This is a genomic window from Phytohabitans sp. LZ39 (assembly GCF_059359075.1).
Genome location: NZ_JCADBM010000002.1, coordinates 125,991 through 152,782, shown reverse-complemented (window position 1 = coordinate 152,782; position 26,792 = coordinate 125,991). Strand labels below are relative to the sequence as shown.

Genomic DNA, 26,792 nt, shown 5'->3' with positions numbered 1-26,792 from the left:
GGCGCCCGCCGAAACAAGGCATGAAACGGCCGGCATGGGTAATAACTGCAAGACGATGATCGAGCAAAGTGAACCCGGTGGCCTCGCCGGCTGGGCGATCGGGCTGATGGAGGCGCTGGGTGCTCCCGGCGCCGGCCTGGCCGTGGCGCTGGAAAACCTCTTCCCGCCCCTGCCCAGCGAGCTGATCCTGCCGCTGGCCGGCTTCACCGCCAGCCAGGGTGAGATCAGTCTCGTGGCGGCGGTCGTGTGGACCACGATCGGTTCGCTCACCGGCGCGCTGGTGCTCTACGGGCTGGGCGCGTGGCTCGGCCGCGACCGGATGCGGGCGATCGCCGCGCGCGTGCCGCTGGTGGAGGTTTCGGACGTCGACCGCAGCGAGGAGTGGTTTGCCCGGCATGGCGCCAAGGCGGTGTTCTTCGGGCGGATGCTCCCGGTCTTCCGGAGTTTCATCTCCATCCCGGCCGGCATCGAACGGATGCCGCTGCTCTCGTTTGCGCTGCTCACCACGCTGGGCAGCCTGATCTGGAACACCGCCTTCATCGTCGCCGGCTACATGCTCGGCGAAAACTGGCGGGTGGTCGAGGGCTACGCCGGCTGGCTCCAGTGGGTGGTGATCGGCGCCGTCGTGGTCGCGGTGGGCTGGTTCGTCACCGCCCGCCTGCGCAAGATCAAGAGCCGAGATACCTGAGTACCGCCAGCACCCGCCGGCTGTATCCGGTGACGTGCGACAGGTCCAGCTTGTCGAAGATCGCGTTGACGTGCTTCTCGACCGCGCTCTGCGACACGTGCAGCTGCTCGGCGATCGTGGCGTTGGTGTGGCCCTGCGCCATGTGGTCCAGCACGGTGCGTTCGCGCTCGGTGAGGCGGCTGATCGGGTCGGTGTGCGTGGTGCGGGCCAGCAGCTGCCGCACCACCTCCGGGTCGAACGCGGCGCCCCCGCCGGCCACCCGCACCAGCGCGTCCAGGAACTCCCCCACCTGGGCCACCCGGTCCTTGAGCAGGTACCCGACCCCCTCCGGCTGGCCGGTGAGCAGGTCGACGGCGTACCGCTTCTCCACGTACTGGGACAGCACCAGCACGCCCACCCCTGGCCACCGCTCGCGGATCTGGAGCGCGGCGCGCAGGCCCTCGTCGGTGTGGGTGGGTGGCATGCGCACGTCGACCACCACCACGTCCGGCTGCTCGGCGGCCACGGCGGCCAGCAGCGCGTCACCGTCGCCGACCGCGGCCACCACCTCGTGCCCCTCCTCGGCCAGCAGCCGCACAAGGCCCTCGCGCAGCAGCGTGGAGTCTTCGGCGAGCGTCACGCGCATGGCAGCTCCGCCACGATCACCGTCGGCCCGCCGGCCGGGCTGTCCACAGTGAACTTCCCATCCAGCGCCGCCACCCGCCGCGCCAGGCCGGAAAGGCCGCTCCCGCCGGGGTCGGCGCCGCCGACGCCGTCGTCGCGGACCCGGATGGTCAGCGTGCCGGCCTGCGCGATGTCCACGGTGACCTCCTGGGCGTGTGCGTGCTTGGCGGCGTTGGTGACGGCTTCGGAGACCACGAAGTACGCGGCGGTCTCGACCGCGGTCGGTGGGCGCTCGGCCAGCTCGTAGCGCAGCCGCACCGCGATGCCGGCCCGCTCGGCCACCCGCAGCAGCGCCTCGTGCAGGCCGAGGTTGTCCAGCGCCGCCGGGTACGCGCGCCAGGCCACGTCGCGCAGCTCGTCGAGGATGTGCTGGGTCTCCTCGTGCGCCTGGGCGATCAGCAGGCTGTTGTCCGGCGCGCGGCGGGCCCGCCCGAGCAGCATGCCGAGCGCGACGAGCCGCTGCTGTACCCCGTCGTGCAGGTCGCGTTCAATGCGCCGGCGCTCGGCGTCGACGGCCGCGACGACACCGGCGCGGCTGGTGGAAAGCTCGGTGATCCGCCGCTCCAGCACCTCGCGGGTGCTCGGCCCGAGAAAGCGCCGGGCCAGCCGCCGCTCGATCGCCGCGATGCCGGCGAAACCCTGCACGCTCAAAAAGAGCCCGATGACGCCCAGCCCGACCTGCGCCATCGCCAGGAGCGCGGTGCTGCGGCCGACGAGCAGGTCGCGGGTCCAGAAAACGCCCACCGCCACGCCGTAGAGGAAAAGCAGCAGGATCACACCGCCGAGCAGACCCACCGCCCACCGCAGCACCAGGTACTCCACGGCGCGGCCGCCGGTGTAGTCGCTGGCGTTCTCCGCGCGCAGGAACGCGGCCAGCCGCCACCGCTCCACCTCGGCCAGGTTGCGGGCGCCGGCCTGGATCCGCTGCACGGCCGCCCGCCGGGTACGCGGCTGCGGCCACGCCGGGATCAGGATGATGCCGGCCCAGATCAGGTAGACGAGCTCGACGAGGCCGGTGACGGCGCCGAGCAGCACCCCGATGCCCACCCGAAACCACGTCGCCACCACAAGGCGAGGCTAGCGTTGCGGTTTTCCACAGGGCGGGTCGTGGGGTTTTCCTGCCCCGTCATCGGGTTTCCCTGCCGCGGAGCCGGCGCAGCATGCGGGCGTCCTGGAAGCCCACCGCCCGCGCCGCCGACTCCACCGTCGAGCCGTGACCGATCAGGTGCTCGGCCCGCTCCACCCGCAGCAGCTGCTGGTAGCGCAGCGGCGTCGTGCCGGTCGCCCGCCCGAAGACGCGGGTCAGCGTGCGCTCGCTGACCCCCGACGCGGCGGCCAGGTCGGCCAGCGACAGCCGGTCGGCGAACCGGGCGTCGATCAGGTCCTGCACCCGGTGCGCCACCTCGCTCACATGCGCCCGGTGCCGCAGCATCGCGCTGGACTGCTGCTCGTCGCCGTTGCGTCGGGCGTACACGACCATCTCGCGGGCCACCCGCGCCGCGACACCCGGCCCGTGCCGCACCGCGATCAGGTGCAGGGCCAGGTCGATGCCGCTGGCGATACCGGCCGAGGTGACCACCCGGTCGTCGACCACGTACAGCACGTCGCGCACCACGGCCGCCCGCGGGTACCGGCGGGCCAGCTCGTCCTGGAGCTGGTGGTGGGTGGTGCAGCGCCGGCCGTCCAGCAGCCCCACCCGCCCCAACGCGTCGGCGCCCGCGCACACGCTCGCCACCGTGCCACCCGCGCGGTGATGCGCGACAAGGCGTTCGAGCGTCGCGGCCGCCAGCCGCCCGGTGCCCTCCAGCGCCATCGCCCGCCACCCCGGCACCACGATCAGGTCGTCCGGGCCCAGCTCGGGCCACTGCACGCTCGCCCGCAGCGGCACGCCCTGCGCGGTCGGCACCTCTTCCCGCTCGGCCACGTAGGTGAGGCGGTAGTCGTACCCGACGCCGGCCGCGGTGTGGAAGACCTGCGCCGGGCCGGCCAGGTCGAGCAGGTGCACGTCCGGGACGAGCAGGAAGACGACGCGGGTCACGATCTGGTCAGTTCGTCCACCGTCTTGACCGTGGCGAAGCGGCCGGCGAGCACGTACTCGGTGCGTTCCAGGATCTCCTCGACACCCAGCGTGCGCCCGGACGGGTGCTCGATCGGGGTGGTCGCGGTCGCGTCGATCGCGAACGTCACCTCGTACCCGAAGTCGGACGCCACCCGCGCGGTGGTCTCGCAGCACTGCTCGGTGCGGATGCCGCAGATGGTCACCGCGCCGACCCCGCGGGAAGTGAGCAGCTGCTGGAGGTTGGTCGTGGTGAACGCGTTGTGCGACGTCTTGGTCAGCGTCGGCTCGCCGGGCTCGGGCTTGAGCCCGTCCATCAGCCGCACGAAGCCCAACGCCGGGTCGAACACGTCACCGGTGTCCGGCTCGGCGTGCAGCACCCAGACCACCAGCTCGCCCCGGCCACGCGCGGCCGCGACAAGCCGACCGACCTGGTCGGCGATATCGGGCCGGCTGGCGTGCCGCCAGTTGGGCCGCTGCCGAAACGATTCCTGGACGTCGATGACGACGAGTGCGCTCCGCATGCTCCGATCCTGACCCGGCGGCAGGGCCCGCCAGAAGACACCATCATGCCCGGATGCGGAACGATCCGGTCAAGGCGGCGGCCGCCTGAGTGAGGTGCCCGTGGACGATCTCCGTGCGGTAGACGAGCCGCGGGCTCGTGAGCGGCACGGCCACGATGCCGTCGCTCCCCGTGGAAGCGTGCTGTCCACCGAGTGCGGCCTGTTCTCCGGATGCCGGCTGCGGCGCGGCGGCCTGCTGCGCGGGGACGGCCTGCGCCCCGGAGGCGGGCCGCGCCGCCGACGCGGATTCCGGCGCGGGGGCCGCGGCCTGCCGCGCGGGGACGACCTGCGTCCCGGAGGCGACCTGCGCCCCGGAGGCGGGCCGCGCCTCGGGCGGGGGCGTGGCCTGCGGCGCGGCCCGCTTTGGCAAGATCGCAAGCCCATGATCGGCGGCGACGAGCGCGACCAGCGTCCGGACGTCGCAGCCCTCGTAGCGGACCGTGCCCCGGATGCCGTCGCTACCCACCGCCGCCCGCAGGTCGGCCAGCGGCGCGCCCACGTCAGGCGCGTCGATCCACCGCGCGTCGACGAGGTCGTCGAGCCGCAGGCCGGCCCGCCCCGCGAGCGGATGGCCGGCAGGCAGCAGCACCACGCATGGCTCCTCCGCGGCCGCCACCGTGGTCAGCCCGGCCAGGTCGCCCAGCCGCAGCGGATCGGTCGGCGCGGCCACCCCGTCGACGAAGCCCACGTCGAGGTCACCCGCCGCGACCCCCGCCACCACCGCGTCCCGCCCGGCCACGCACAGCACAAGGCCGAGACCGGGCCGCACCCGCCGCGCCTCCGCAAAGGCAACCCCGACATGGAACCCCGCGAGCGCGCAAGCCCCCACCCTCAGCACCCCGGCCGGCTCCATCGCGGAACGGCGCACGTCTGCCCGCGCCGCGTCCAGGTGCAGCAGGATCGGGATCGCGTGCTCCAGCAGCCGCGCCCCCGCCTCGGTCGGCGCGACAGGACGGCGATGCAGCAGCGTCACGCCGAGGTCGTCTTCCAGCGTGGCGATGTGCTGCGACACCGCCGACTGCGTGTAGCCGAGGTGCCGCGCCGCCGCCGAAAACGACGCCCGCTGCGCCACCGCCACGAACGTGCGTAGCAGATGCGGATCCACCCCATCAGTGTTGCTTATCGACCGGTCACGAATCATCGTTGGCGCTTAACGCGGTACCCGATGAAGGATGCTGGCATGACCACCCGCCTCGCGCTTGTCGGCGACCGCTCGCCGCACGTCCGCTCGCATGTCCGCATCCCCACGCTGCTCGCGGCGCTGCACGGCCGCGACCACCTCGACCTCGACGCGTATTGGCTTTCCACCGACGAGGTGGACGAGCCGACGATCGCAGGCTTCGACGGGGTGTGGCTGCTGCCCGGCAGCCCGTACCGCAGCGAGGACGGCGCGGTCACCGCCGTGCGCACCGCCCGCGAGCGGGACATCCCGTTTCTGGGCACCTGCGGCGGCTTCCAGCACGCGCTGCTGGAGTACGCACGCGACGTGTGCGGCATGGCCACCGCCCAGCACGGCGAAAACAACCCCGCGTCGGAGGACCTGTTGATCGTTCCACTGGCCTGCTCGCTGGCCGGCCACGACGCGGCGGTACGCGTGGAACCCGACTCACTGGCCGGCCGTGTGCTCGGCACGACGCGGACCGTGGAACGGTACTTCTGCGCTTACGGCCTCGACCCCGGCCGGCTGGACGCGCTGCGCGCCGGCGGGATGCGCTTCACCGGCTTCGACGAGGAGGGCGAGGTGCGGGTGGCCGAGCTGCCCGAGCACCCGTTCTTCCTGGCGACGCTGTTTCAACCCGAGCTGGCCGGCGACGGCACCCGCGCCCACCCGATCGTGCGCGCCTTCGCCGAGGCGGCGAGCTCACGGGTTCGGCAGTGAGGCTGTTTTCAGGTTTTCAGGGTGTCGGAAGTGACACCGCGACAAGCTCGACCGGGCTGTCCTCTCCTGCGTTAGCCAGCACCTCGGCGACGTCCACCCACTTGAGGCCGCCCAGCCCGGCCCCGATCCGCGGCACGCCAAGGCGCGGCAACCCGCGGCCGGCGGCGTCGGCGAGCGCCGCCCGGATGCTTGTGTCTATCGCTTCCAGGGTGGCCGAGGGCCGCGGGATCGGCTGCGTCGCCAGGTTGTAGACCACCACGTCGGGCGCCTCCCAGACGAAGATGTCGCCGAGCTGAAACTCACCCTTCTGGCACAGCTCGCGGTACTCCTCGTACATCTGCGGAAACCGCCGCCGAAACTCGACCGCGATGCCCGCCCCCATCGCACCGGTGCAGTTACACCCGTGCCCGAGCGCGGGCAGGCCGAGCTGGAAAAGGTCGCCCGTCACCATGGTGAACGTCATGCCGGAGAGTCTGCCCGGCCCCATCGATCTTCATGCGTCCTCCCCCAGGGTGACCCGGGCACGCGGGACCGGCGCGCCAGGAGCAAACTGTGCTCCGTGACGAACGCGTGCGACTGCCCAGTGTGCTCAGGCGAAGACGTCGACCTCTCGCAAATGCTCAGCGAAATGCTCGACGGCGTGGCCGCCATGACCGACACCGACGACGCGCTCGAGGCGGAACTGGCCGGCGCGACGGTGCTGACCGTGGTTTCCGAATCCGAGGATGACCTGGTGCCCTTGTTGGTCGACGAGCTCATCCCTCAGGTCGAGGCCAAGCCAGGCCCTGGCGCGCTCGCGCTGCTGCTCTCGGTCGGCGCGCTCGCATCCGGCACGCACGACCAGATCACCAAGGCCGCCGCGGCCGCGGCCGACCGGCTGGCGTCCACAGGCATCCCGAAACCGGCATGGGCCGCTAATCTGGCCGCGCCGCTTCAGCTCACCGACTGCACGCGGATGCGCGGCCACGCCAACACAATGTCGGTGCTAGTCGCCACGTTCCGCCGGGCCGACCAGGCGCACGCGTTCATCGTGATCGTCGACCACCTGGACTGCGGCATCGCCGCTGAGATTTTCTTCGTGGACGCCGACGACCTGCCCGAGGTGCTGGAGGAGCTGCGCGAGGACAGCCAGGTCGTCACGACCGAGGCACTCGACCCGGCCGAGTTCCGCTGGTACGTCGAAGACGCGCTGGCCGCACGGGCCGTACACGAACAGGAAGGTCCCGCCGACACCGCGCCGTTCGAGGACGAGGACGAGGAGGACGCGGCAGGGCCGCCGTTCCCGGTCTCCGCGACAGTGGTGCGGTCCAGGCTGGCCGTCCTGCCAATGCCCCGCAAGCCGGCCGACGCGCGTCCACACCACCAAGACGGCAGGCACGCCGGCCTGGTGGCCGACATGGCCTATCTAGCCGCCCAATCGGCAGGAGGACGGACGCCGACCAAACTGCCGGCCAAGCGCCAGACGTCGGACGGCACCGCACCGATCTACCAGATCAAGATCGGACTGCGCGACACCAAGCCGCCGATCTGGCGACGCCTCCTCGTGCCCGCCGACATCAGCCTGGCCAAACTTCACCGGACCATCCAGGTCGCATTCGGCTGGGACGACAGTCACCTACACGTATTCGAGACACCGTACGGCGACTTCGGCACCGCGGACCGCGAGCTAGGGCACAGGGCCGAAAAGCCCGTCACCCTGGAGCAGGTCGCCCCGCAAGCCAAAGACAAGCTCCGGTACACCTACGACTTCGGTGACAACTGGTCACACGAAATCCTGGTGGAAGAGGTGCTCGACCCCGACCCGACACAGACCTACCCCCGCTGCGTCGGCGGCCGCCGCGCCGCGCCACCCGACGACTGCGGCGGCGTCTGGGGATACGAACACCTAGTGGAAATCCTTACCAACCCAGCGCACCCCGACCACCAGGACCGGCTGGAGTGGATGGGCTGGGACGACGCCACCCACTTCGACCCGGCCGCCTTCGACCCCGACGAGGTAAACAAGGCGCTCGCCAAACTACGGTGACATTTTGCTCGACTTGGCCAGGCTCGACCTCGACCAGATCGCGGCAGCGCTGGCGCACCGGTGGCCGGTCAACGCGAAGACCGGCGAGATCGTGTACTGGACCTCCGACGCCGGCATCGATGGTCAACCCCGTCACGCGTCTGGTACACCGACATGGCCGACTTCGCCGACGGGATCAGCAACGAGCAGGCCCAGCGAAGGCTGGAGCGCGCCATCCGAGGACGTGGCGCGTTCCGGCGCTTCAGGGAGGAGCTGTACGAGGAGTACCCGGATCTGGTGGCGGTGTGGAACGCCTACCGGGAGAGCCGAGCCCAGCGCCGGGCCGTAGCGTGGCTGGTCGACAACGGCTCGTCGCCGAGGCGGACGGTGAGCGCTTCCTGGCCGAGCGCGCGGAGCCGCCGCTGCCCTAACCAACTCCAGTTATGGGAAGTCGTCTGGGTGTGCCCCCGGCAAGATTCGAACTTGCGACACACGGTTTAGGAAACCGTTGCTCTATCCCCTGAGCTACGAGGGCGCGGCTCCCTAGGCTACCTGCCAGCGGTTGCTGACGAGCGCCGGGGAGCGCCGACGGCCGCCGAGCGTCCCAACGTCGACCGGCGGAGCACGAACCGATCGCACAGCCCGGCATGATCTTGGTTCGTGCCGGACGTCGCTGATCGTCACCAACGGCCGCCGGCCGGCGCCGATCTCCATTGCTGCCACATCCGAGCACACATGGAAACCCGCTGCTCTTTCGACGGCGGATGGCTCTGGCATGAACCGCTGGGCAATGACGGCGGGCGGTTCCGATTCCAGCCGGGCCTCGCCGAAGCCACCGGTCGCCCGCCCATAACAGCCGTGTGTCCGACTCCCCGTCCCACCGAGCGGTGGACTATAAAGGCCGTGTGGGCGGCAGCGGGGATCTGGACGCGCAACTGCGCGCGGCGATGTTCGCCCATCTGAGCCGAGTCAGTGCCGCTCACCCGGACGGCGCTCCCTCCGAGGTGATCAACTCGTTTGTGTTCGCGGACGCCCCGATGCGGCTGATCGTCCAGCCCGGCATTCGCAAGCCGGCGCAGCTCGACGCGGCGTTGACCATCCGCACCACCTGGACCCCACCGGGAGCTGAGGCACCCTACGCCGACGAGGTCAGCCAGGACGGCAGCCTGCGCTACAAATGGCGCGGCACCGACCCGAACCACCCGGACAACCGAGCCTTGCGCGAGGCGATGCGACGCCAAGCCCCGCTGGCCTACTTCTATCCCGTCGCCCGCGGCGTCTACCAAGCCATCTACCCGGTGTACCTAGTGGACGAAGACCAGACGGCACACGAGTTCGGGGTGGGCCTCGGCCAGTACCCCGACGACGAGGATTCCGGTGCGGACACGCCGCTGGACCGCCGCTACACCCGCCGCCTGACCCTCCAGCGACTGCACCAGGTGCTGTTCCGTCCCAAAGTCCTACGCGCCTACGAATCCCGCTGCGCGCTGTGCCGGTTGCGGCACGCGCCCCTGCTGGACGCCGCGCACATACTGCCCGACCACCACCCGCACGGTGAGCCGGTCGTCCCCAACGGGTTGGCCATGTGCAAAATCCACCACGCTGCCTACGACGCCGACATCATCGGTATCCGACCCGACCGTGTCGTGGAGGTCCGCCAGGACATCCTTGCCGAGATCGATGGGCCGATGCTGCGCCACGGCCTGCAAGAAATGCACGGCGCCACAATGTTTCTACCCCGCTCCCGCCGCGACCACCCCGACCCCGAACGGCTGGAAGAACGCTACACACAGTTCCGCGCCGCCTGACCCACGACCTCGACGAGCCACCGTCGCGCGCCAGCGACGCGACGGCCGACATGGGGATCACCACCCGGCAGAGGAACGGCCTCATCCTCCGTGCCAGCCGAGTGGCGACCACCCATGGACGTCCGACTTTCCCGCAAGGTCAAGTCGTCGCCCGCTGGGGCATCGGCGCACGGTAACCGCCTACGGGTCCGCGACCAGACGCACTGGAGGTCCCGGCCGTTCGAGCCAACTCGGTCATGCGCTGTGTGGCCGTTTTTGTCTTTACCGCGAGGCGTTCCAGCAAGGCGAACACGACTTGCGCTGAGGCGCGGGCGGCGAATTGCCGGTAGCGGTCGTCTTTCCTGGTGTCTGCGTGGTCGATGACACCCTTGGCGACGAACCAGTCAAGTCCCCGATCATGGGCGATGGTCGCGATGGTAGCGGCCTCCATCTCGACGGCGGTGACGTTCCGCATGCCCATCGCCCTCAGCCGACCCCATACGTCGGGATCGGCGACGACCGCGTTGCCGCTGGCCATTGGCGCGGCGAGCACGCGAAACGGAAGCCGCTGCGGCCCGTCGACGTCGTCGTAGAGCCGTCGCTGTACGAGGCCGGACCCCTTGCCGGTCAGAGCCGCCTCGCCGGTCGGCTCGCGCCGGATCAGACCTTCTCCCTCCAGCCGTGCTAGGCGCCCCTGCCAGGTGCCGCTTGGGAAGTAGGCGTCGCGCGCGGGGTGGCTGCGTGGCTGCTGCCCGCGGTGTAACAGTTCGAGAAACCAGAGCAATGACTCGTCTTCGCTGGCGTCGCCGTAGCTGTCCAACCGGCTGGGGTCGAAGTCCTGCGCGGCACGCAGCCAGCGGGGCTCCAGCCGGAATTGCCGGTGATCGCCCTCGAACCCGGAGGCCAACACCCTGCCCTCGTCCCACTCATAGACGGGCTCGCCGACCACGACGTCACCCAGCGCCGTGTCTGCGGGGTTGCCGGCGCAGACGCCACACATGGCCAGCAACGACGGGCACAACCGATCGACCAATGACGCAGCGAATGGTCCTGTAGCGCGACCGCCCATCTGCGTCGGTCGGGCCAACGCCACCGTGAATCGAGCCCTCCCATCGACACGGTACTCGCCCCGAAGGAACGGTGGGACACCGTCCAGGTCGCGCTCCTCCCACCGAAGCACTCCCGGACCCGCCGGAGCGCTCGCCAGGCCAGCGGCCTTGGCCGCGTCGAACTCCTCCGGCAATGCCGCAACCACCAGCACATCGACGCGGTCAGTGCTTCCCCCGTAGTGATTCACTGCACTGTCGCGAGCGGCGTGTAGAGCCACGGCTCGCTGCTCGTCCAGCACCCAATCCTTGGGGCGAAGTTGCCAGTACTCGACTGTGCGCATGAATGTGAGCCAGTTGTCCATTGGACCCCCTGATGTTTCGTGGACCGTTCGCGGATGGAGCCCATGTGAGCAGCGCAAACGTGAGTCGGTCGAGGGTTTGGAACGATCCCGCACGATCTCGAAGGGGTCCGTTCGGATGATCCTGGCGCTCAACTCTGACGATGGCTTTCCGGAGAGGCGGTTCGTAGGCTGTTCGCGAACGTTCGACGCCCTCCGTCGAACAGCGTCAAGGCGTGCGCAAGGGGGTTGAGCTACCTGGCAATCGTCAGTGCTGCCGATCTTGCGGACGTCCAGGACTGGGTGGCGTTCGGGAAGCTCCTCAATCGGCTGAAAGCTGATCGAGATATGTCGTTCGCCGCCATTCAGTTGCGGGCCAAGCGCCTCAAACTTCCGCGTGACCTGCCGCCGGCGACGTTGAGCCCGGTGATGAAAGGCAAGCGCCCGGCGAAGGAGGTGCTGTCGTGCCTGCTCAAGGTCTTTGACGTGGCTCAGGCCGATCAGGCGACTTGGCAGGAGGCCTGGAATCGGCTCGCCGAGACGCAGCCGGCCAGCCCGATACCGCGCTTCGACGAGGTATCACCCCGTCAGCTGGGGATCCACGCGGCGATCTCCGCCGAGGAAAGCATTGGAGACTTGCCCGAGTACGTTAGCCGTGACTTCGACGATGACTTGCGGAAGCTCATTTCCGCGGGGATCGAGCGGGGTTGCTTCGTCGTGCTGGTCGGCCGATCATCCTCGGGCAAGACAAGATCGCTGTACGAGGCTGTCCATGTAGTCGCTCCGAACTGGCCAATTGTTCAGCCGGCCGGCACCGGCGAGATCGTCGAACTGCTGGATGGTCCACGGCAAAGGATCATTATCTGGCTCGATGAAATGCACCGCTTCTTCGGTGCCGACCTTCGGCTGACCAAAGAACACGTCATTCGGCTGCTCCAGTTTCCCGCGATCGTGGTCGCGACCCTGTGGCCCGACGACTACCTGAAGAGGAAGACGCCACGCGGCCTCGGCGCTCCCGCGGAACACGAGAACGATCGCCGCCTCCTCGAACTCGCCGAGGTCGTGAGCGTGCCGGACGTACTGTCGGGGCCGGAGCAGGCGGAGGCCGAGCGCATCGCGGAGACCGACACTCGAATCCGGCTCGCGCTCGATGTCAAGGACGCCGGGCTCACTCAGGTGCTCGCTGCCGGACCCGACCTGCTGCACCGGTGGGAACAGGCGCCGGATCCCTACGCCAAAGCCGTCATCAGTTTCGCCGCCGACGCGCGGCGGCTCGGAGTCCTGTCACCGGTCGCCGAGAACGCCTTCGAGTCGGCGATCAGCGGGTATCTGACCTCGTCGCAGCGCGTCAACCGGCCGCGGCGATGGCTGGCGGATGCCCTGGCTTTCGGCGGGCAGGAGCTCCACGGTGCGGTGTCCGCCCTGACACCGGTCGACGACGGCCAGGCCGGGTTGCTGGCCGGCTACGTCGTTGCCGACTACGTGGCCCAGCACATCCGGCGTACCGAGTGCCCTCCGCGCAGTGCGTGGGAGACACTGATCTCCGCCGCCGAGGATGCGGAGGACCTCCGTCGCCTCGCCGCCGCGGCGAACGCGCGGATGCGCTATTGCCACGAGGAAGAGGCGTTGCGCCGGCTTTTCGACCGGCATGGCACGGGAGCTGCCGAACTCGCGGGTGTGCTTTTCCGGAGTGGCCGCGAGCGGGAGGCAGTCGACCTGCTGCAACGACACTTGCGGGACGCCCCGGACGATCGACCAGCCGCCGACCGGCTTGAACAGATCCTCACGCTTGCCCCGCGTATCGACGAAATGCGGGCGGCCTCGGCGGATGGCGATTTCGAGGCTGGCCGGCGCCTGGCCGAGGTGTTTGTCGACGCCGGCGAAGCCGACGCGTTGCGGGCGCGAGCCGACGCCGGCAGCCTCCTCGCCGCGGAGGACCTCGCCGCCCTGCTAGCAGACCGTGGAGCGGTCGATGAACTGCGTGAGCGCGCGGATGGGGGCAACCAACCGGCCGCCAATTCTTTGGCCGAGCTGCTGGCGACGCACGGCCGGGTAGACGACCTTCAGCAGCGAGCGGATGCCGGTGACGAGGCCGCCTCTCGTCAGCTGGCCAAGCTCCTCGCCTCCGGCACGACCATCGACGGAGCCGCGATCCAGGCGCAGCTCGCCTATCTGCGGCGCCGGATCGGCAGCGGAGACGAGGCGGCGGCCCGGCAGCTCACCGCACTGTTGTTCGAGCTGCGAAACGAGGCCGAACTCAGACGCGAAGTCGATGCGGGCACGTTCCAGGCCGCCGATCGGCTCGTGGCGTTGCTCAACGCCACGGAGACCGTCGATCGCCCGCTCGTCGACCGTCTCCGTGCGTACGGTCTCGACGCGGACGGCGTTCCATATAGGCCGCGTGAGGCGTGATGGGAGACGCGATCACGATGCTGCGCGATGGCGAGGCCGCCTGGCACCGCCAACTGGCCAGGGTTCCCTTCGATCGAGTGGTGCACATCTCGGGTGCCTCGGCTGGAGACGTCGCCGCGGCTGTCGCTCGATTCGGCGATCTCCCGGCGACCGTCGTGATGGCGCCGTCGGCGACCGGCTCGGTGGCTGCCTTTGTGGCCGAGGTGCTTGATGCCCTTGACGCGGTCGCCCGACAGCTCCTCCCCGGATGGCTTCCTGAGGTGGATGAGCTCGACGGTCCGCAGGGCGCCGCGCTGACCGCGATCCGGGCCGTGGCGACCGAGCGGGCGCGCGTCGCGGGCTATTCCAGTGCTTTCCTGGCCGATCTGGCGGAACGCGCGCTGACCGGCCGACCCTCGCGCGCGCGACTGCGGCCCGAGGTGCGGGTCGCCGGCCTTGCCCGCATCGTCGCGAGGGGGTACGAGCGCGACCGGCTGGTGCTGGCCATACCTACCGAGACGAAGCCCGGACCGACGTCCGCCAACAACGTCGTGGTAGCGGCTGTGGAGTGGCTCGCCGGTCGCGGCCGCCTAGGCGTATGGCTCACCGGCACCGAATCACCCAACCCTGAGCGCGTCGGCAGCGTCCACCTGCTGCCGGTGCCGCATAAAACCGACGTGGCGTCGACGCGGGCACCACTGGCCGTCCTTGGGCGACCGCATCCACGCAGCAGCGTCGAGGCCGCGCTTGAGGCGGTACTGGCGCGCCAGGAGTGGGCATACGGTCGGATCTGGAACGCCGCGTATCAGCCGACGTTGGTACGGAGCCCGATTCGGCCCGACCTACTGTGGCCCACCGAGCGTGTGGTGGTGGAGTTGGACGGGGTCGAGCATTGCCGGCCCGAGCAGTACGACGCCGATCGGGTCCGCGACGTGCAGTTGCAGCTGGACGGCTACGCCGTTCTCCGGTTCACCAACGCGCGAGTGATGCACGATGTTCAGGCGGTAGCGGCGCAAATCGAACATCTCATTCGGGCACGAAGGCATGACATGGCGAAAGGACCGCATAGTGGCTGACAATCTCACTCCGTCCGAGAGTGCGCTGCTCATCGTGTTGATGGCGGAGGCACGAGAAGTTTCCAACCCTGATCTGGAAAAGCTCTACCAGATAACCTTGACTGGCGAAAGCCGCAGAAAGCTCAACGACGCAGGCTACGTCAGGAGCGAGAAGAAGGGCCGATCCTTCGTCCACGTGCTGGACGACAAGGGCTGGGACCGCGTGCACCAAGAGCTCAACTTCGACAGTCCACGGGCCAGGACGCTGGGAGCGGCGCTGAGCGCGCTGCACGACAACCTCCGGGAACGGGTGCTGAAGGGTGGCGCGTATCGCAGATTCGGAGAGATGTTCTCCCGCACCGCCCCGGTAACCGATGACGATGTCGCGGTGCCCGATGATGACGACCTCGACGTGCGGATTCGCAAGGTCTACGGCTCGCTAGTCCCACATCCCGGTGCCTGGCTTAAGCACACATACCTTCGCCAGAAACTCGCTGACGTGCCCGGTGAGGTGCTCGACGAGGCTTTCCGGCTGCTCAGCCGGGCGGAGGACGTGGAAATGATGCCTGAATCCAACCAGAAGACGCTCACCGCCGAGGATCGCCGCAACGCGGTTCGGGTTGGCGGGCAGGACACCCACCTGATTGCCATCGGAACGCGATGAACGAAGACGAACGCAAAGCACTGGCAGCGCTCAGGTTCGACTGGGCGCCGGTACCCGACGACGTCTGGCGCCCGTCGCCGTTCCATGTCGAAGGGCTGCACCAAGGCGTGGTCAACGACGTCCTCGCGGGCATGGCCGACGCGAAAGCGAGTAAGGACGCCAGCCCGCTCGGCCTGATATTGAAGGGCCGACGTGGCTCGGGAAAGACCCACCTGCTCGGATGGGTTCGCCAACAGATCCAGGACCAGGGTGGCTACTTCTTCCTGGTTAGCCTGCTCGATGCCAAGGGATTCTGGGACAGCGTCCTGGCCTCGATGCTGGAAGGCCTCTTTCGAGGCGTTCCGGGTAGTGATACCCAGCTGCGACTGTTCCTACGGCGGCTTTCGTCGGTGGTTGGCGCGCCCCGGTCGGCACGGCGTGCCGTCATGGGGGAAACCGAACTGACTCCGGCGGCGCTGGACGCCTTCGTCCTCGGCTTGGGCGACTACGACCGGCTGGTCGCACGCGAGTGTGACGACACCGCCCGCGCGCTCGCACTGTCGGCCTCGGATAACGTCGCGCATCGCGACCTCGCGGAAAACTACTTCAGCTCGGAGCCGGAGGCCGAACCCGGGGAGCGCGCACCGTGGCGCATGAAACGGAAGCCGCGCACCGCGCAGGAGATCGTCCGCGAGCTGTCCAAGCTCCTCGCACTGACTGGCCCCACCGTTATGGCCGTCGACCAGATCGACACGTTGATCTCACAGTCGTCGGTGGCATCACACGAGGGGCACCAGCCCGAACCGGCAAACGCCGACGACTGGGCACAGCTGCTCGTCATCGAACAGATCGCGCACGGGCTCATGGCGTTGCGCCAGGACACCCGCCGGACGCTGACCCTTGTGGCTTGCATCCCACCATCGTGGATGCTCATCAAGAGCAAAGCCACCGACACCGTGCGGGACCGCTTCCGCGAACCCGAGGAGATGTTGACGATCCGGGACGCCGCCATCGCCCGGAGCCTCATCGAGAAGCGGTTTGCCCACAGCTTCCGGCAGGTCCGGTTCACACCGCCCTACCCATCGTGGCCGATCCGTCCCGAGGCGTTCGACACCGCCGCCAAGTTCACTCCGCGGCAGTTGCTTATCGAGATCGACGCCCACGTCCGCGACTGTGTGCTGAACGACCAGGTCCGAGAGCTCAAGCGCCTAGGCGAACCACCAAGCAGCGAGCCGAGTGCGGCGGCGCTCGTCCCTACAAGCATCACCGACGACGTAGCCAAGCAATTTGACGCGCGCTTCAGCGAACTGAAGGACGAAGCCGACGTCGTGACACCGCTCGACCCCGATCGTGAAGACACCGTCGTGCCGGGCCTGCTTTCGGCTGGGCTGACGGCATGGATCATCGAACAAGGGGGGACCGACGAGACTTTTCACCAGGACGGTCCGCCGAGCGCCAAACCCGCACTCCACGCAAGGCTTCGCCGCACTCTGAACGAACGCACCGAGGACCAGGCGCACTGGTCCTTCCGGGCGATCAGCGCCAAGCATCACGGCGTGGCGGCGCTGCATCGCATCAAGCGAGCGGTCACGGCGGCGGGTGTCGAATACCAGGTGCCGAAGCGCCGACTCTACTTCCTGCGCAAAGGCGCGTGGACCGGTCCGAAGACGCTGAACATCATCGAGGGACTCAAGTCCAAGAACACGATGACGCTGGCCTTCGAAGAGTCTGACCTCCGTGCCCTGGCCGCGCTCAAGGTCATGCTCGACGAAGCAGCCGTCGACCTGCCCGCATGGCTGATACAACGACGACCAGCCAGCGAAATCCAGATCTTCCGTCAGGCCATGGCGGCTGTGTCGGAGTCGCCGACGCCGTCGAAAGAACCGGCAGCCGCCACCGCTGAGCCGACTCCGTTGACGCAGATGTCCGGCGAGTCACAGCAAGCGGCGCCGACGCTGACGGTGGGCCACGACCACACCACCGGTGAACCCGTCAACCTGGCCCTCGAGTCGTTGCGCAAGCACGTCGCGATCTTCGCCGGCTCGGGATCGGGCAAGACGGTGCTGATCCGGCGCCTGGTCGAGGAATGCGCCCTCCAAGGCGTGTCCGCCATCGTGCTTGATCCAAACAACGACCTTGCCCGGCTCGGCGATCCGTGGCCCTCGGCGCCGAAAGCATGGGGCGGCGGCGACGCGGAGAAGGCCGCCAACTACATCGCCGGCACCGAGGTCGTCGTGTGGACGCCAAGGCGGGAAACCGGACGACCGCTGAGCTTCCAACCATTGCCAGACTTCACGAGCGTGCTCGATGACCCAGACGAGTTCAACGAGGCTGTCGACTCGGCGGTGGCCGCGCTGACCCCGCGGGCGCGGCTGGACAGTCGGGCCGCAAAGGCGCACCTCGGCCTTGCTGTCCTGCGACGCGCGGTGGATCACTACGGCCGGCGCGGCGGCAGCACCTTGCGCGGCCTGATCGAGACGCTTGCCGACCTGCCGGACGGGGTCAGCGGGCTCGAAGAAGCCGACAAGATAGCCAGCGGCCTGGCTCAGACACTCACTGCGTCGATAGACAACGACCCGATGTTCGGCGGCGACGGTACACCGTTGGACCCGGCCATCCTGCTGACACCGTCTGCTGGAAAGCGTGCGCGTATCTCGGTGATCAGCCTGGTCGGCCTCCCCTCCGACGACATGCGCCAGAGCTTCGTCAACCAACTGGAGATGGCTCTCTTCGCACACATCAAGAAGCACCCGGCCGGAGATCGGCCATTGCTCGGCCTGTTCGTGATGGACGAGGCCCAGACCCTCGCACCATCGGGGACCATGACGGCGTGCACACAGAGCACCCTTGCCCTGGCCTCACAGGCGCGCAAGTACGGTCTCGGGCTGGTATTCGCCACCCAGGCGCCGAAGGGACTGCACAACCGCATTCCGGGCAACGCGGCCACCCAGTTCTACGGCCTACTGAACAGCCCGATCCAGATCGAAGCCGCACGTGAGATGGCGAAGGCGAAGGGCGGAGACGTCCCAGACGTCTCACGGCTGAGCACCGGCGAGTTCTACGTCGCGGCCGAGGGCGAGGCCCCGCAAAAGGTGCGAACGCCGCTGTGCCTCAGCCACCACCCGAAGAGCCCGCTGACGACCGAGGAGGTCCTCGACCGCGCCCGTGCGCGCTAGTCATCCGAAACCTGCGCGCGGGGTTGATCCGCTACGCCGATGTGACGCCGTGGCTCGATCCCACTCCGTCAGCTCATTGTGTACTTCTCCCAGGTGTTGATGGCGGGTCGGCTGGCGATCAGTGGCTGGGCGCCGGCCTGCTCGGCCGACACATAGAGGTTGTTGGCGGCGGCCTTGAAACTCACCGTGCCGTCACTGTTGCGGATGAGGGTGAACGTTTCCCAGGAGCTGACCGCGACCCGGCCCGCGAGCAGGGGCTTCGTCCCACCGGACTCGGCGGCGACGAACTTGTTGTTGACCCGGGCGAACAGCGCGACCTTCCCGCTGCCCAGGTCGACGATGTCGAACTTTTCCCAGAGGTTGGCCGCGGGTCGGCTGGCGATCAGGGGCTTGGTGCCGGCCTGTTCGGCGGAGACGAACTTGCCGTTGGCGCTGGCCTTGAAAGAGCGCGCCGCGTCGACGATCTTAACTTGGTAGAACTTCTCCCACGCGCCGATGGCGGTGCGGCTGGCGATCAAGAACGGGTTGTCGAGCGCCACGATGCTGAGGTAGCGGCCGCTGGCCACTGATTTGAGGCTGATGCTGCCGTCGGCGTTGCGGATGAGCGTGAACTTTTCGGTGTTGCCGACCGCGACGCGTCCGAGTCGGAGTGTCTGGGTGCCGGCGGTGTCGGCGGAGGCGTATTTTCCGGTCGCTCGGTGCAGGATCGCGACGTGTCCGGAGCCGGCGTCGGCGAGATCGAGCTGCGCGTCGGTGGTCAGGGAGTCCCGGTTGACGTCGAGCGATGTGCCCGACTGGCTGCCGCCGACGTACCGCAGCAGGGGCAGGGAGATCAGCCCGGCGGTGGCGGTGGCCCGCAGTACGGAGATCTGGTCCGTGCGGGACGCTGACAGGCCGTCGGTCCCGATGGCTGTGGTCTTGACGTTGAACGTGCCCGGGTTGGCGTAGCGGTGGCTGACGACCGGCGATGTCTGCTTGACGATGGTGCCGTCGCCGAAGTCGACCTCGTAGGAGGCGATCGGGACAGTGCCGGGCAGCGAGGTGGAGGCGTCCACTTTCACCGTGGCGGCGGCGAGGTCCAGGGCGAAGGTGGCGCGAGGCTCTGGGAGGTGGCTCGCCTCGACGGCGCCGCGGTCGGCGTAGCCGCCGTCCACGCCGACGCCGGTGTTCGGCACGTCCGGGTCGTCGATGCGGGCCCTGCCGAGCCGGTCGGTTTGGGGGTATCCGAACGCGGCTTCGTAGGCCGAGTCGATGTCCTCGGTGGCGTCCAGCGTTTCCCTGTCGCCGGCTCCCTCGCCCGACGTCAGGAAGAACGTGTGCGCGTTCATCCGGGTGCCGTCCCACGCGTAGTTCAGCTTTCCGTCCCGCTTACGCGTGTTGTTCCAGCCCACGCGGGTATGCCCGACCGCGTCCTCGTAGATCCCGATGTCGACGCCGTCAGCTGGCGCCTCGCCGCAGAGATTGGCGTCGAAGGTGCCGTTGTCGATCAGGACGTTGTTTTCGATGGACGTGCTGCTCGTGAAAGCGTCTGCGCGGATGCCGTCGGCGCAGCGGTTCTTCACCGTGTTGTTGACGATGTACGTGCGGAGAGGGCCGCGGCTGTGGATGCCGTGGCCGGGTCCGCCGTTGACTTGGTTGTTGACCACGAGGGTGTCGGCGGCGGTGTGCCAGACCAGGATGGCGGCGCCGGTCCAGCCGTCGACGGTGCTGTTGATGACCTGATTGTCACGCCCACCGACCTCGATGCCGTCGGCGAGCCTGCCGTCGTCACTGACCGGGCCACTCACCGAGACGGTGTCGACGACGACACCTGAGCTGTAGGTGTCGATGTGGATGCCGTCTGGCACCCGGCCGGCGACGCTGATGTTCTTCAAGGTCGACGCGTGAACCTCGGCCAGCCGGATCGCGGGCACGGTCGCTGGGGTCCCGGACATCGTGTAGCTGCCGCCGTCGACGGCGATGGCCGACGAGCGGCTGACGTCGAGGGCGGGCGCGTCCGTGCCTCCGTTGACGCGGATTCCCCGCAGCACGATGTCGTGCTGGCCGTCGATGACGATGCCGGCGGTGGGCCCGGACAGCTGCACCACCGCGTCCGTCGCGGCCCGGAACACGATCGGCCGCTCCGGGGTTCCGGATCGGGCGATGGTGACGCGCTCGCCGTACTGCCCGTTGGCGATTTCCACGCTCTGCCCCGCGCCGGCGACCGCTGCCGCGGCCCCGATGGTGCAGAAGGGCTGCTGCTGCGTGCCGGCACCGGTGTCCGCGCAGACGGCGGCGTCCTGCTTGACGTAGAGGACCGGGGCGGCGGCGTGAGCCGGGGTGACGACACCCACCACGGTGCCGCCGGTCAACGCGATCGCGGTGATGCCGGCGCGGAACGTCCTGCGCACGCTTGGCCCCCATGTGTGCGGAGAGAGAAAGTCACCGCGATGAGATCATGAGCGACCGGTAGCGGCTATCGGCTAACCAGTCCAGCGGTATCGACGTTCGGGGCGTCCCGGTACGGCGTATCGCAGTGTGACTGTTGCTTTGGCGGTGTCGTGGAGGTGTTCGAGGTAGCGGCGGGCGCTGACGCGGGAGATGCCGATCTGGTCGGCGCATTCGGCCGCGGAAAGGGTTTCGGTGGCGGCGCGGAGCGCGTTTTCGACGAGTTGGGCGGTTTCGGCGCTGAGTCCTTTGGGGAGTGCGGTCGAGGTGCGTCCGGAGGCGCGGGCGAGGACCCGGTCGACATCGGCTTGGTTGTGTACCTCCGCGATGTACATGCCGCTGCGTTGGGCGGCGTACTGCTCCAGGCGTTGGCGTAGGTCGTCGAAGCCGAAGGGTTTGAGCAGGTAGTTGATGACACCGTGACGGACGGCGCCGCGGACCGCTTCGGCTTCTTTGGCGGCGGAAATCACCAGGACGTCGCATTCGTGGCCGGCGGTGCGTAGCTTGGCCACGACGTCGAGGCCGAACATGTCGGGCAGGTAGAGGTCGAGCAGCAGCAGGTCGGGGCGCAGGTCGCGGGTGGCGTCGAGGGCCTGCTGGCCGGTGTGTGCGGTGCCGACGACGTGAAAGCCGGGGATGCGGTCGACGAATCCACAGTGGATCCGGGAGACCATGAAGTCGTCGTCGACCACGAGCACGCCGATCATCAGGCACCCTTCGAAGAACTCATCGCCGGCTCTCCGACGGTCAGCCGCGCGGTGAACACCGCACCAGGCGACGTGTTCGACACCGCGACCTCACCGCCGTGGCGTTTGCAGACGAGCCGGGTCAGCGCAAGACCGATCCCCCGCTCCCCGCCCTTGGCCGCCTTGGTCGTGAAGCCGTGCGAAAAAACCTCCTGAGCCAGCTCCGCCGCCACCCCAGGACCAGAGTCACGGACCACGATCTCCACTGTGGACGCGTCCTGGCGCAGCTCGACCTCGACCCACCCAGGGTCGCCCGCCGTGGCGGCGTCTATCGCGTTGTCCACGAGGTTTCCGACGACGGTGGCCACGTCGGCGGAGTCGGCGGGATCGAGCCGGTCCAGTGACGTGCGTTCGGAGATGCGCAGCTGCACGCGGCTTTCGGCGGCCTGGGCGGACTTGGCCATCAGCAGCGCGGCGACGGCGGTGTCGTGGATCCGGCTGGTCAGCGCCAGGTCGAGCGATTCGCGGTGCCGTGCGAGCGCGTCGACGTATCGCACGACCTCGTCGTGTTCGCCGATCTGGATCAGGCCGGAGATGGTGTGCAGCTGGTTGGCGAACTCGTGTGCCTGCGCCCGCAACAGCTCGGTGCTGCTGCGGAACGACCCGAGCTCGCGTTCGAGCTGGGCCAGCTCGGTGCGGTCGCGCAGGGTGGTGACCGAGCCGAGCCGGTGGCCGTCCTTGGTGACGTCCATCTGGTTCATCACCAGGACCCGCCCGCGGCGCAGCACGACCTCGTCGCGGGCCTGGCCGTCGCGGTCCGAGCCGGTCAGCACGTCGCGCAGCCGGCCCTCGATCCGCAGCTCGGTCAGGCTTTTGCCGACGCAGTCTTCGGGCAGGTCCAGCAGCGTGCGGCCGACCGCGTTGACGAGCGTGACGCGGTGGTGCGGGTCGAGCGCGATGACGCCTTCGGCGATGCCGTACAGCATCGCCTCCCGGTGCTCGGCGAGGCCGGCGATCTCACGCGGCTCGAGCCCGAGCGTCTGGCGCTTGATCCGCCGGGCCAGCAGCCACGAGCCGATCAGCCCGACGAGGCTGGCCAGGCCGAGGTAGATGACCAGATTGGAGGTGGCGTTGCGGGCCCGCTGCCAGATCGTCGGTGACGCCTCGCCGATCATCACGAAGCCGAGCTGCTGGCCGAGGTTGTGCCGTTCCGCGCCGAGGACCGGCACCTGGGCGACCAGCTCCCGGGAGCCGTCCACGCGTAGCTCGCCGGACCAGCCACGGCCCTCGGCCACGCGCGGATCGCCGAACGGCAGCTGGCCGCGGATCAGGATGGGGTTGGTCGAGCTGACCACGATCCCGCGGGCGTTGGCGATGGTCACCGACGTGACGCCGGACTGGGTCTGGCTGGTCTGCACCAGCGGGGCCAGCGCTTCGCGCGGGGCCGGCTCGTCGAGCTGGGCGCGCACCAGCGGGTTGTCGGCCAGCTGCTCGGCCAGGGCGGCCACCCGGCGGCCCTCGACCCGGTCGAACGTGGCGGTCGACTGGGCCAGCGACAGCGCGGCGACCGCGACCAGCACGATCACGATGATCGCGAGCTGGAGCGCGAAAAGCTGACCGGCCAGCGTCGGTCGCCGGGAGATCACGACCACAATGTTCTTAACCTTCGCTGTTAACGCAAGGCAGACGTACCGCCTGCCGCGGGGCCACCATCATCGCGCCAGCCTCTCTCGAAACGAAAGAGAAACCGCGATGAAAACTTCGACGAAGGCGCTCGTCGGTGCGGCCGCAGCCGTGTCGATGCTCGCGCTGAGCGCGTGCGGCGCCACCGCGGACGATAACGAAGCCAGTGGGACGTCCGGGGACAAACCAGTCACCAACCTGCGGCTCATGGTGCCCAACAGCCCGGGCGGCGGGTACGACACCACCGCGCGAACCATCGCCAAGGTGATGGAGGACGGCAAGATCGCTTCCGGTGTCGAGGTGTTCAACCTGTCCGGCGCCGGCGGGACCGTCGGGCTCCAGCGCACGGTCAACGAGAAGGGCAACGGCAAGCTCGCCATGCAGATGGGGCTGGGCGTGGTCGGCGCCTCGTACACCCAGAAGTCGCCGGCGAAGTTGACCCAGACCACACCGCTGGCGAAGGTGATCGAGGAGCCCGGGGCGATCGTGGTGCCCAAGAACTCGCCGTACCAGACGATCAACGACCTTGTCGCGGCGTGGAAGGCGGACCCGAAGAAGGTCGCCGTCGGCGGCGGCTCGTCGCCCGGCGGACCCGACCACCTGCTGCCGATGCAGCTGGCCAAGACCGTCGGCATCGACCCCAAGCAGGTCAACTTCGTCTCCTACGACGGCGGCGGCGAGCTGCTGCCGGCGGTACTCGGCGGCAAGATCGCCTTTGGGGCCAGCGGTGTGGGTGAGTTTCTCGACCAGGTCGAGGCCGGCCAGGTCCGGGTGTTGGCGGTGACCGGCGAGCAGCGCCTGGACGCGGTCAAGGACACCCCGACCCTCAAGGAGTCCGGCATCGACCTGATCTTCACCAACTGGCGCGGGATCGTCGCGCCGCCGGAGATCTCCGCCGCCGACAAGCAGACCTGGATCGACGTGCTGACCAAGATGCACGACACCGAGGCGTGGAAGACGGAGCTGACCAAGCACGGCTGGAGCGACGCGTTCGTCACCGGCGACCAGTTCGCCACGTTCCTCACCGAGCAGGACAAAGCCGTCGCCGACATCCTGACCGGGCTGGGGCTGACGTGAGCCAGGCGACCGCCCCGGTCCAGTCCGAGACGGGCCGGACCGGGGCCCGGGATCGCGCGCAGTACGGCATCTGCGCCTTCCTCGCCCTGGTCGGCGTCCTAGTGATCGTCGACGCCAGCCGCACCGGCCAGGCCACCAGCAGCAACGACCCGATCGGCCCCCGCCCGGTGCCGATCATCCTCGGTGTCCTGCTGCTCGTCGTCGCCGTGGTGTACGCGATCGATGTGACCCGCGGCGGCACCGGCGCACCCGAGCAGGGCGAAGACATCGACCTCGGATCGAAGGTCGACTGGCGCACCGTGCTGCTGCTGATCGCCGCGTTCGCCCTCAACGCGGTGCTGATCGAGCCGCTGGGTTGGGTGATCAGCGGGACGCTGCTGTTCTGGGGCGCGGCGTTCGCGCTCGGCTCCCGCCGCTACCTGCTCACCGCGGCGATCGCCGTAGCGCTATCGCTGCTCACCTTCTACGGGTTCGCGATCGGGCTCGGCGTCAACCTGCCCGCCGGCATATTGCAGGGAATACTGTGATCGACAACCTGAGCAGCCTGCTCGACGGGTTCGGCCACATCCTGACGCCGATGTCCCTGCTCATCGCGCTCATCGGCGTCACCGTGGGCACCGCCGTCGGGGTCCTGCCCGGCATCGGCCCGGCGATGACCGTCGCGCTGCTGCTGCCCCTGACCTACGGGATGGAGCCGGCGCACGCGTTCATCATGTTCGCCGGCATCTTCTACGGCGGCATGTACGGCGGCTCCACCACCTCGATCCTGCTCAACACCCCCGGCGAATCCTCCTCCGTGGTCACCGCCATCGAAGGCAACAAGATGGCCAGAACCGGCCGCGCCGCCCAAGCCCTGGCCACCGCCGCGATCGGATCGTTCGTCGCCGGCACCATCGGCACCCTGCTGCTGGTGCTGGTCACCCCGGTCATGGTGACATTCGCGATCAGCCTCGGCGCGCCGGACTACCTGGCCATCATGCTGCTCGGCTTCATCGCGGTCAGCGCGGTGCTCGGCGCCTCCCGGATACGAGGCTTCGCCGCCCTGCTGCTCGGCCTCGTCATCGGGCTGATCGGCATCGACCGGGTCACCGGCCAGCAGCGCCTGACCCTGGACATCCCCCAACTGGCCGACGGCATCGACGTCGTCGTGGTCGCGGTCGGCATCTTCGCCATCGGCGAAGCCCTCTGGGTCGCCGCGCACCTGCGCCGCAAGGCCGACGAGGTCATCCCCGTCGGGCAGCCCTGGCTCGGCCGCGAAGACTGGCGCCGATCCTGGCGCCCCTGGCTACGCGGCACCGCCCTCGGCTTCCCGTTCGGCGTCATGCCGGCCGGCGGCGCCGAGCTACCCACTTTCCTGTCGTACACGGCCGAAAAGAAGCTCAGCAAACACCCGGAAGAGTTCGGCAAAGGCGCCATAGAGGGCGTCGCCGGCCCGGAAGCCGCGAACAACGCCTCGGCCGCCGGCACCCTGGTGCCGATGCTCGCCCTGGGCCTGCCCACCAACGCGACCGCCGCCGTCATGCTCGCCGCGTTCCAGTCCTACGGCATCCAGCCCGGGCCACTGCTCCTGGAACGCGAGTCCACTCTGGTGTGGACACTGATCGCCAGCCTGTTCGTCGGCAACCTGCTACTGCTCGTGCTCAACCTCCCGCTCGCACCGGCCTGGGCGAAGCTGCTCCAGATCCCCCGCCCCTACCTCTACGCGGGCATCGTCTTCTTCGCCTCGATGGGCGCCTACGCCGTCAACGCCCAGCCGTTCGACCTGTTTCTGCTGCTGACCCTCGGCCTGCTCGGCTTCGCCATGCGCCGCTTCGGCCTGCCCGTCCTACCCCTGATCGTCGGCGTCATCCTCGGCCCCATCGCCGAACGGCAAGGCCGCATGGCACTCCAGCTGTCCGGCGGCGACCTGTCCGGCCTGATCGGCGGCCCGGTGTCCTACCTGATCTACACGGCGATCGCGGTGATCCTGCTCTGGCCGCTGCTGCGCCGTTTCGTCCCCCCCGCCAAAACCACCACAAGCCCAAAGAGCCAAACAATGACCAAAATCTGAGCTACCGCGATGTCCGCGGTGGTCCGGACCGCTGCTCCCGCGGCCTCACCCTCCGCGCTTCACCACCAATGGACAGCGACCACAGTGTCTATTTGACGACGATGCCGTCTTCGTCGCTGTAGAGGTCGGCGCCGGGGCGGAAGGTGCAGCCGCCGAAGGTGACCTCGACGTCGCGCTCGCCGGCGCCGGTTTTCGTGCTCTTGCGGGGGTTGGAGCCGAGCGCCTTGATGCCCATGTCGATGGTGCGCAGCGCCGCCACGTCGCGCACGGCGCCGTTGACGACGACGCCGGCCCAGCCGTTGCCCTGGGCTAGCGCGGCGATGACGTCGCCCATGAGGGCCCGGTGAACCGATCCACCGCCGTCGACGACGAGCACCTGGCCCTCACCCGGCTCGGATACCACAGACTTCAAGAGCGCATTGTCTTCGTGGCAGCGGACCGTGACGATGCGGCCGTGGAAGTGGGTTCGCGCGCCGAACTGCTTGAGCTGTAGGTCGCAGGAGTCCAGCGCGTCGCCGAGTTCGTCGTACAGGTCCGCGGTCGCGAAGTCAGGCATTCGATCATGGTAGTCGGCTG

23 protein-coding genes and 1 tRNA gene are annotated in these 26,792 nt (G+C 68.9%); 12 read left to right on the top strand and 12 right to left on the bottom strand.

Features of this window, described 5'->3' with window-relative positions; all coding sequences use genetic code 11:
* Positions 1-55 precede the first annotated feature (55 nt).
* Positions 56-688, top strand: a complete 633-nt coding sequence (locus tag AC5L36_RS04290; RefSeq protein WP_441214023.1) for a DedA family protein — start codon at positions 56-58, stop codon at positions 686-688.
* Here AC5L36_RS04290 and AC5L36_RS04285 read toward each other — a convergent pair.
* Genes AC5L36_RS04285 through AC5L36_RS04265 form a run of 5 tightly spaced genes read right to left on the bottom strand, consistent with a single transcriptional unit; the run spans position 669 to position 5,075 of the window.
* On the bottom strand, positions 669-1,313 hold the full coding sequence (locus AC5L36_RS04285) for a response regulator (RefSeq protein ID WP_441214022.1): 645 nt from the start codon (positions 1,311-1,313) through the stop codon (positions 669-671). The two genes, AC5L36_RS04290 and AC5L36_RS04285, sit on opposite strands and share 20 nt — an antisense overlap.
* Positions 1,304-2,419 (bottom strand): sensor histidine kinase, encoded by a 1,116-nt coding sequence (locus AC5L36_RS04280; RefSeq protein WP_441214021.1) that lies wholly within the window; start codon positions 2,417-2,419, stop codon positions 1,304-1,306. Before AC5L36_RS04280 ends, AC5L36_RS04285 begins: the two co-directional genes overlap by 10 nt.
* A gap of 58 nt (positions 2,420-2,477) precedes the next feature.
* Complete coding sequence (locus AC5L36_RS04275; RefSeq protein ID WP_441214020.1) at positions 2,478-3,389, bottom strand: GlxA family transcriptional regulator; 912 nt, start codon at positions 3,387-3,389, stop codon at positions 2,478-2,480.
* Entirely contained in the window at positions 3,386-3,931 is a 546-nt protein-coding gene (locus tag AC5L36_RS04270) for a cysteine hydrolase family protein (protein ID WP_441214019.1), read from the bottom strand. Before AC5L36_RS04270 ends, AC5L36_RS04275 begins: the two co-directional genes overlap by 4 nt.
* A gap of 43 nt (positions 3,932-3,974) precedes the next feature.
* The gene (locus AC5L36_RS04265) at positions 3,975-5,075 is read right to left on the bottom strand and encodes a LysR family transcriptional regulator (RefSeq protein ID WP_441214018.1); all 1,101 of its coding nucleotides are present in this window, start codon (positions 5,073-5,075) and stop codon (positions 3,975-3,977) included.
* 75 nt (positions 5,076-5,150) lie between these two features.
* On the opposite strand from AC5L36_RS04265, the gene AC5L36_RS04260 reads away from it, so the two are divergent.
* Positions 5,151-5,849, top strand: coding sequence for a CTP synthase C-terminal region-related (seleno)protein (locus tag AC5L36_RS04260; protein ID WP_441214017.1), 699 nt, complete (start codon positions 5,151-5,153; stop codon positions 5,847-5,849).
* 16 nt (positions 5,850-5,865) lie between these two features.
* Here AC5L36_RS04260 and AC5L36_RS04255 read toward each other — a convergent pair whose 3' ends face one another.
* On the bottom strand, positions 5,866-6,312 hold the full coding sequence (locus AC5L36_RS04255; protein ID WP_441214016.1) for a macro domain-containing protein: 447 nt from the start codon (positions 6,310-6,312) through the stop codon (positions 5,866-5,868).
* A gap of 153 nt (positions 6,313-6,465) precedes the next feature.
* On the opposite strand from AC5L36_RS04255, the gene AC5L36_RS04250 reads away from it, so the two are divergent.
* Positions 6,466-7,875: a plasmid pRiA4b ORF-3 family protein gene (locus AC5L36_RS04250; protein WP_441214015.1), complete on the top strand. Its 1,410-nt coding sequence runs from the start codon at positions 6,466-6,468 to the stop codon at positions 7,873-7,875.
* A gap of 153 nt (positions 7,876-8,028) precedes the next feature.
* Positions 8,029-8,355, top strand: coding sequence for a UPF0158 family protein (locus AC5L36_RS04245; RefSeq protein ID WP_441214475.1), 327 nt, complete (start codon positions 8,029-8,031; stop codon positions 8,353-8,355).
* On the opposite strand, the gene AC5L36_RS04240 is transcribed toward AC5L36_RS04245, so the two are convergent.
* A tRNA-Arg gene (locus AC5L36_RS04240) sits at positions 8,317-8,389 on the bottom strand. The two genes, AC5L36_RS04245 and AC5L36_RS04240, sit on opposite strands and share 39 nt — an antisense overlap.
* 325 nt (positions 8,390-8,714) lie before the next feature.
* On the opposite strand from AC5L36_RS04240, the gene AC5L36_RS04235 reads away from it, so the two are divergent.
* On the top strand, positions 8,715-9,662 hold the full coding sequence (locus AC5L36_RS04235) for an HNH endonuclease (RefSeq protein ID WP_441214014.1): 948 nt from the start codon (positions 8,715-8,717) through the stop codon (positions 9,660-9,662).
* 139 nt (positions 9,663-9,801) lie between these two features.
* Here AC5L36_RS04235 and AC5L36_RS04230 read toward each other — a convergent pair whose 3' ends face one another.
* On the bottom strand, positions 9,802-11,052 hold the full coding sequence (locus tag AC5L36_RS04230; RefSeq protein WP_441214013.1) for a 5'-methylthioadenosine/S-adenosylhomocysteine nucleosidase family protein: 1,251 nt from the start codon (positions 11,050-11,052) through the stop codon (positions 9,802-9,804).
* A 225-nt stretch (positions 11,053-11,277) separates the two neighbouring features.
* On the opposite strand from AC5L36_RS04230, the gene AC5L36_RS04225 reads away from it, so the two are divergent.
* From AC5L36_RS04225 to AC5L36_RS04210, 4 genes are read left to right on the top strand one after another with little or no spacing between them, the layout of a single operon-like run.
* Positions 11,278-13,440 carry a hypothetical protein gene (locus AC5L36_RS04225; RefSeq protein WP_441214012.1) on the top strand — a complete coding sequence of 721 codons (2,163 nt, stop codon included), beginning with the start codon at positions 11,278-11,280 and terminating at the stop codon, positions 13,438-13,440.
* Positions 13,440-14,495 (top strand): DUF559 domain-containing protein, encoded by a 1,056-nt coding sequence (locus AC5L36_RS04220; RefSeq protein WP_441214011.1) that lies wholly within the window; start codon positions 13,440-13,442, stop codon positions 14,493-14,495. The genes AC5L36_RS04225 and AC5L36_RS04220 overlap by 1 nt, the downstream gene beginning before the upstream one ends.
* On the top strand, positions 14,488-15,138 hold the full coding sequence (locus AC5L36_RS04215; protein ID WP_441214010.1) for a hypothetical protein: 651 nt from the start codon (positions 14,488-14,490) through the stop codon (positions 15,136-15,138). The genes AC5L36_RS04220 and AC5L36_RS04215 overlap by 8 nt, the downstream gene beginning before the upstream one ends.
* Positions 15,135-18,293 carry a helicase HerA domain-containing protein gene (locus AC5L36_RS04210; protein ID WP_441214009.1) on the top strand — a complete coding sequence of 1,053 codons (3,159 nt, stop codon included), beginning with the start codon at positions 15,135-15,137 and terminating at the stop codon, positions 18,291-18,293. The genes AC5L36_RS04215 and AC5L36_RS04210 overlap by 4 nt, the downstream gene beginning before the upstream one ends.
* Positions 18,294-18,361: 68 nt before the next feature.
* Here AC5L36_RS04210 and AC5L36_RS04205 read toward each other — a convergent pair whose 3' ends face one another.
* The 3 genes from AC5L36_RS04205 to AC5L36_RS04195 form a co-directional block, all read right to left on the bottom strand.
* On the bottom strand, positions 18,362-20,683 hold the full coding sequence (locus tag AC5L36_RS04205) for a PKD domain-containing protein (RefSeq protein ID WP_441214007.1): 2,322 nt from the start codon (positions 20,681-20,683) through the stop codon (positions 18,362-18,364).
* A gap of 72 nt (positions 20,684-20,755) precedes the next feature.
* A complete protein-coding gene (locus AC5L36_RS04200; RefSeq protein WP_441214005.1) occupies positions 20,756-21,427 on the bottom strand; it encodes a response regulator in 672 nt (223 codons plus the stop codon).
* Positions 21,427-23,052 (bottom strand): sensor histidine kinase, encoded by a 1,626-nt coding sequence (locus tag AC5L36_RS04195; RefSeq protein WP_441214003.1) that lies wholly within the window; start codon positions 23,050-23,052, stop codon positions 21,427-21,429. Before AC5L36_RS04195 ends, AC5L36_RS04200 begins: the two co-directional genes overlap by 1 nt.
* A 106-nt stretch (positions 23,053-23,158) precedes the next feature.
* On the opposite strand from AC5L36_RS04195, the gene AC5L36_RS04190 reads away from it, so the two are divergent.
* From AC5L36_RS04190 to AC5L36_RS04180, 3 genes are read left to right on the top strand one after another with little or no spacing between them, the layout of a single operon-like run.
* Positions 23,159-24,166 carry a Bug family tripartite tricarboxylate transporter substrate binding protein gene (locus AC5L36_RS04190; protein WP_441214001.1) on the top strand — a complete coding sequence of 336 codons (1,008 nt, stop codon included), beginning with the start codon at positions 23,159-23,161 and terminating at the stop codon, positions 24,164-24,166.
* Complete coding sequence (locus AC5L36_RS04185; protein ID WP_441213999.1) at positions 24,163-24,693, top strand: tripartite tricarboxylate transporter TctB family protein; 531 nt, start codon at positions 24,163-24,165, stop codon at positions 24,691-24,693. Before AC5L36_RS04190 ends, AC5L36_RS04185 begins: the two co-directional genes overlap by 4 nt.
* Positions 24,690-26,216 (top strand): tripartite tricarboxylate transporter permease, encoded by a 1,527-nt coding sequence (locus AC5L36_RS04180; RefSeq protein WP_441213998.1) that lies wholly within the window; start codon positions 24,690-24,692, stop codon positions 26,214-26,216. Before AC5L36_RS04185 ends, AC5L36_RS04180 begins: the two co-directional genes overlap by 4 nt.
* Positions 26,217-26,304: 88 nt before the next feature.
* Here AC5L36_RS04180 and rraA read toward each other — a convergent pair whose 3' ends face one another.
* On the bottom strand, positions 26,305-26,772 hold the full coding sequence (rraA, locus tag AC5L36_RS04175) for a ribonuclease E activity regulator RraA (protein WP_441213997.1): 468 nt from the start codon (positions 26,770-26,772) through the stop codon (positions 26,305-26,307).
* Between the last annotated feature and the right edge of the window lie 20 nt (positions 26,773-26,792).

What these genes read in the sequence shown, in the direction of transcription:
- AC5L36_RS04200 (WP_441214005.1), bottom strand. Translation starts at nt 21,427, where the DNA reads ATGATCGGCGTGCTCGTGGTCGACGACGACTTCATGGTCTCCCGGATC.
- AC5L36_RS04260 (WP_441214017.1), top strand. Translation starts at nt 5,151, where the DNA reads ATGACCACCCGCCTCGCGCTTGTCGGCGACCGCTCGCCGCACGTCCGC.
- AC5L36_RS04190 (WP_441214001.1), top strand. Translation starts at nt 23,159, where the DNA reads ATGAAAACTTCGACGAAGGCGCTCGTCGGTGCGGCCGCAGCCGTGTCG.
- rraA (WP_441213997.1), bottom strand. Translation starts at nt 26,772, where the DNA reads ATGCCTGACTTCGCGACCGCGGACCTGTACGACGAACTCGGCGACGCG.
- AC5L36_RS04270 (WP_441214019.1), bottom strand. Translation starts at nt 3,931, where the DNA reads ATGCGGAGCGCACTCGTCGTCATCGACGTCCAGGAATCGTTTCGGCAG.
- AC5L36_RS04230 (WP_441214013.1), bottom strand. Translation starts at nt 11,052, where the DNA reads ATGGACAACTGGCTCACATTCATGCGCACAGTCGAGTACTGGCAACTT.
- AC5L36_RS04290 (WP_441214023.1), top strand. Translation starts at nt 56, where the DNA reads ATGATCGAGCAAAGTGAACCCGGTGGCCTCGCCGGCTGGGCGATCGGG.
- AC5L36_RS04250 (WP_441214015.1), top strand. Translation starts at nt 6,466, where the DNA reads ATGCTCAGCGAAATGCTCGACGGCGTGGCCGCCATGACCGACACCGAC.
- AC5L36_RS04285 (WP_441214022.1), bottom strand. Translation starts at nt 1,313, where the DNA reads ATGCGCGTGACGCTCGCCGAAGACTCCACGCTGCTGCGCGAGGGCCTT.
- AC5L36_RS04255 (WP_441214016.1), bottom strand. Translation starts at nt 6,312, where the DNA reads ATGACGTTCACCATGGTGACGGGCGACCTTTTCCAGCTCGGCCTGCCC.
- AC5L36_RS04210 (WP_441214009.1), top strand. Translation starts at nt 15,135, where the DNA reads ATGAACGAAGACGAACGCAAAGCACTGGCAGCGCTCAGGTTCGACTGG.
- AC5L36_RS04245 (WP_441214475.1), top strand. Translation starts at nt 8,029, where the DNA reads ATGGCCGACTTCGCCGACGGGATCAGCAACGAGCAGGCCCAGCGAAGG.
- AC5L36_RS04220 (WP_441214011.1), top strand. Translation starts at nt 13,440, where the DNA reads ATGGGAGACGCGATCACGATGCTGCGCGATGGCGAGGCCGCCTGGCAC.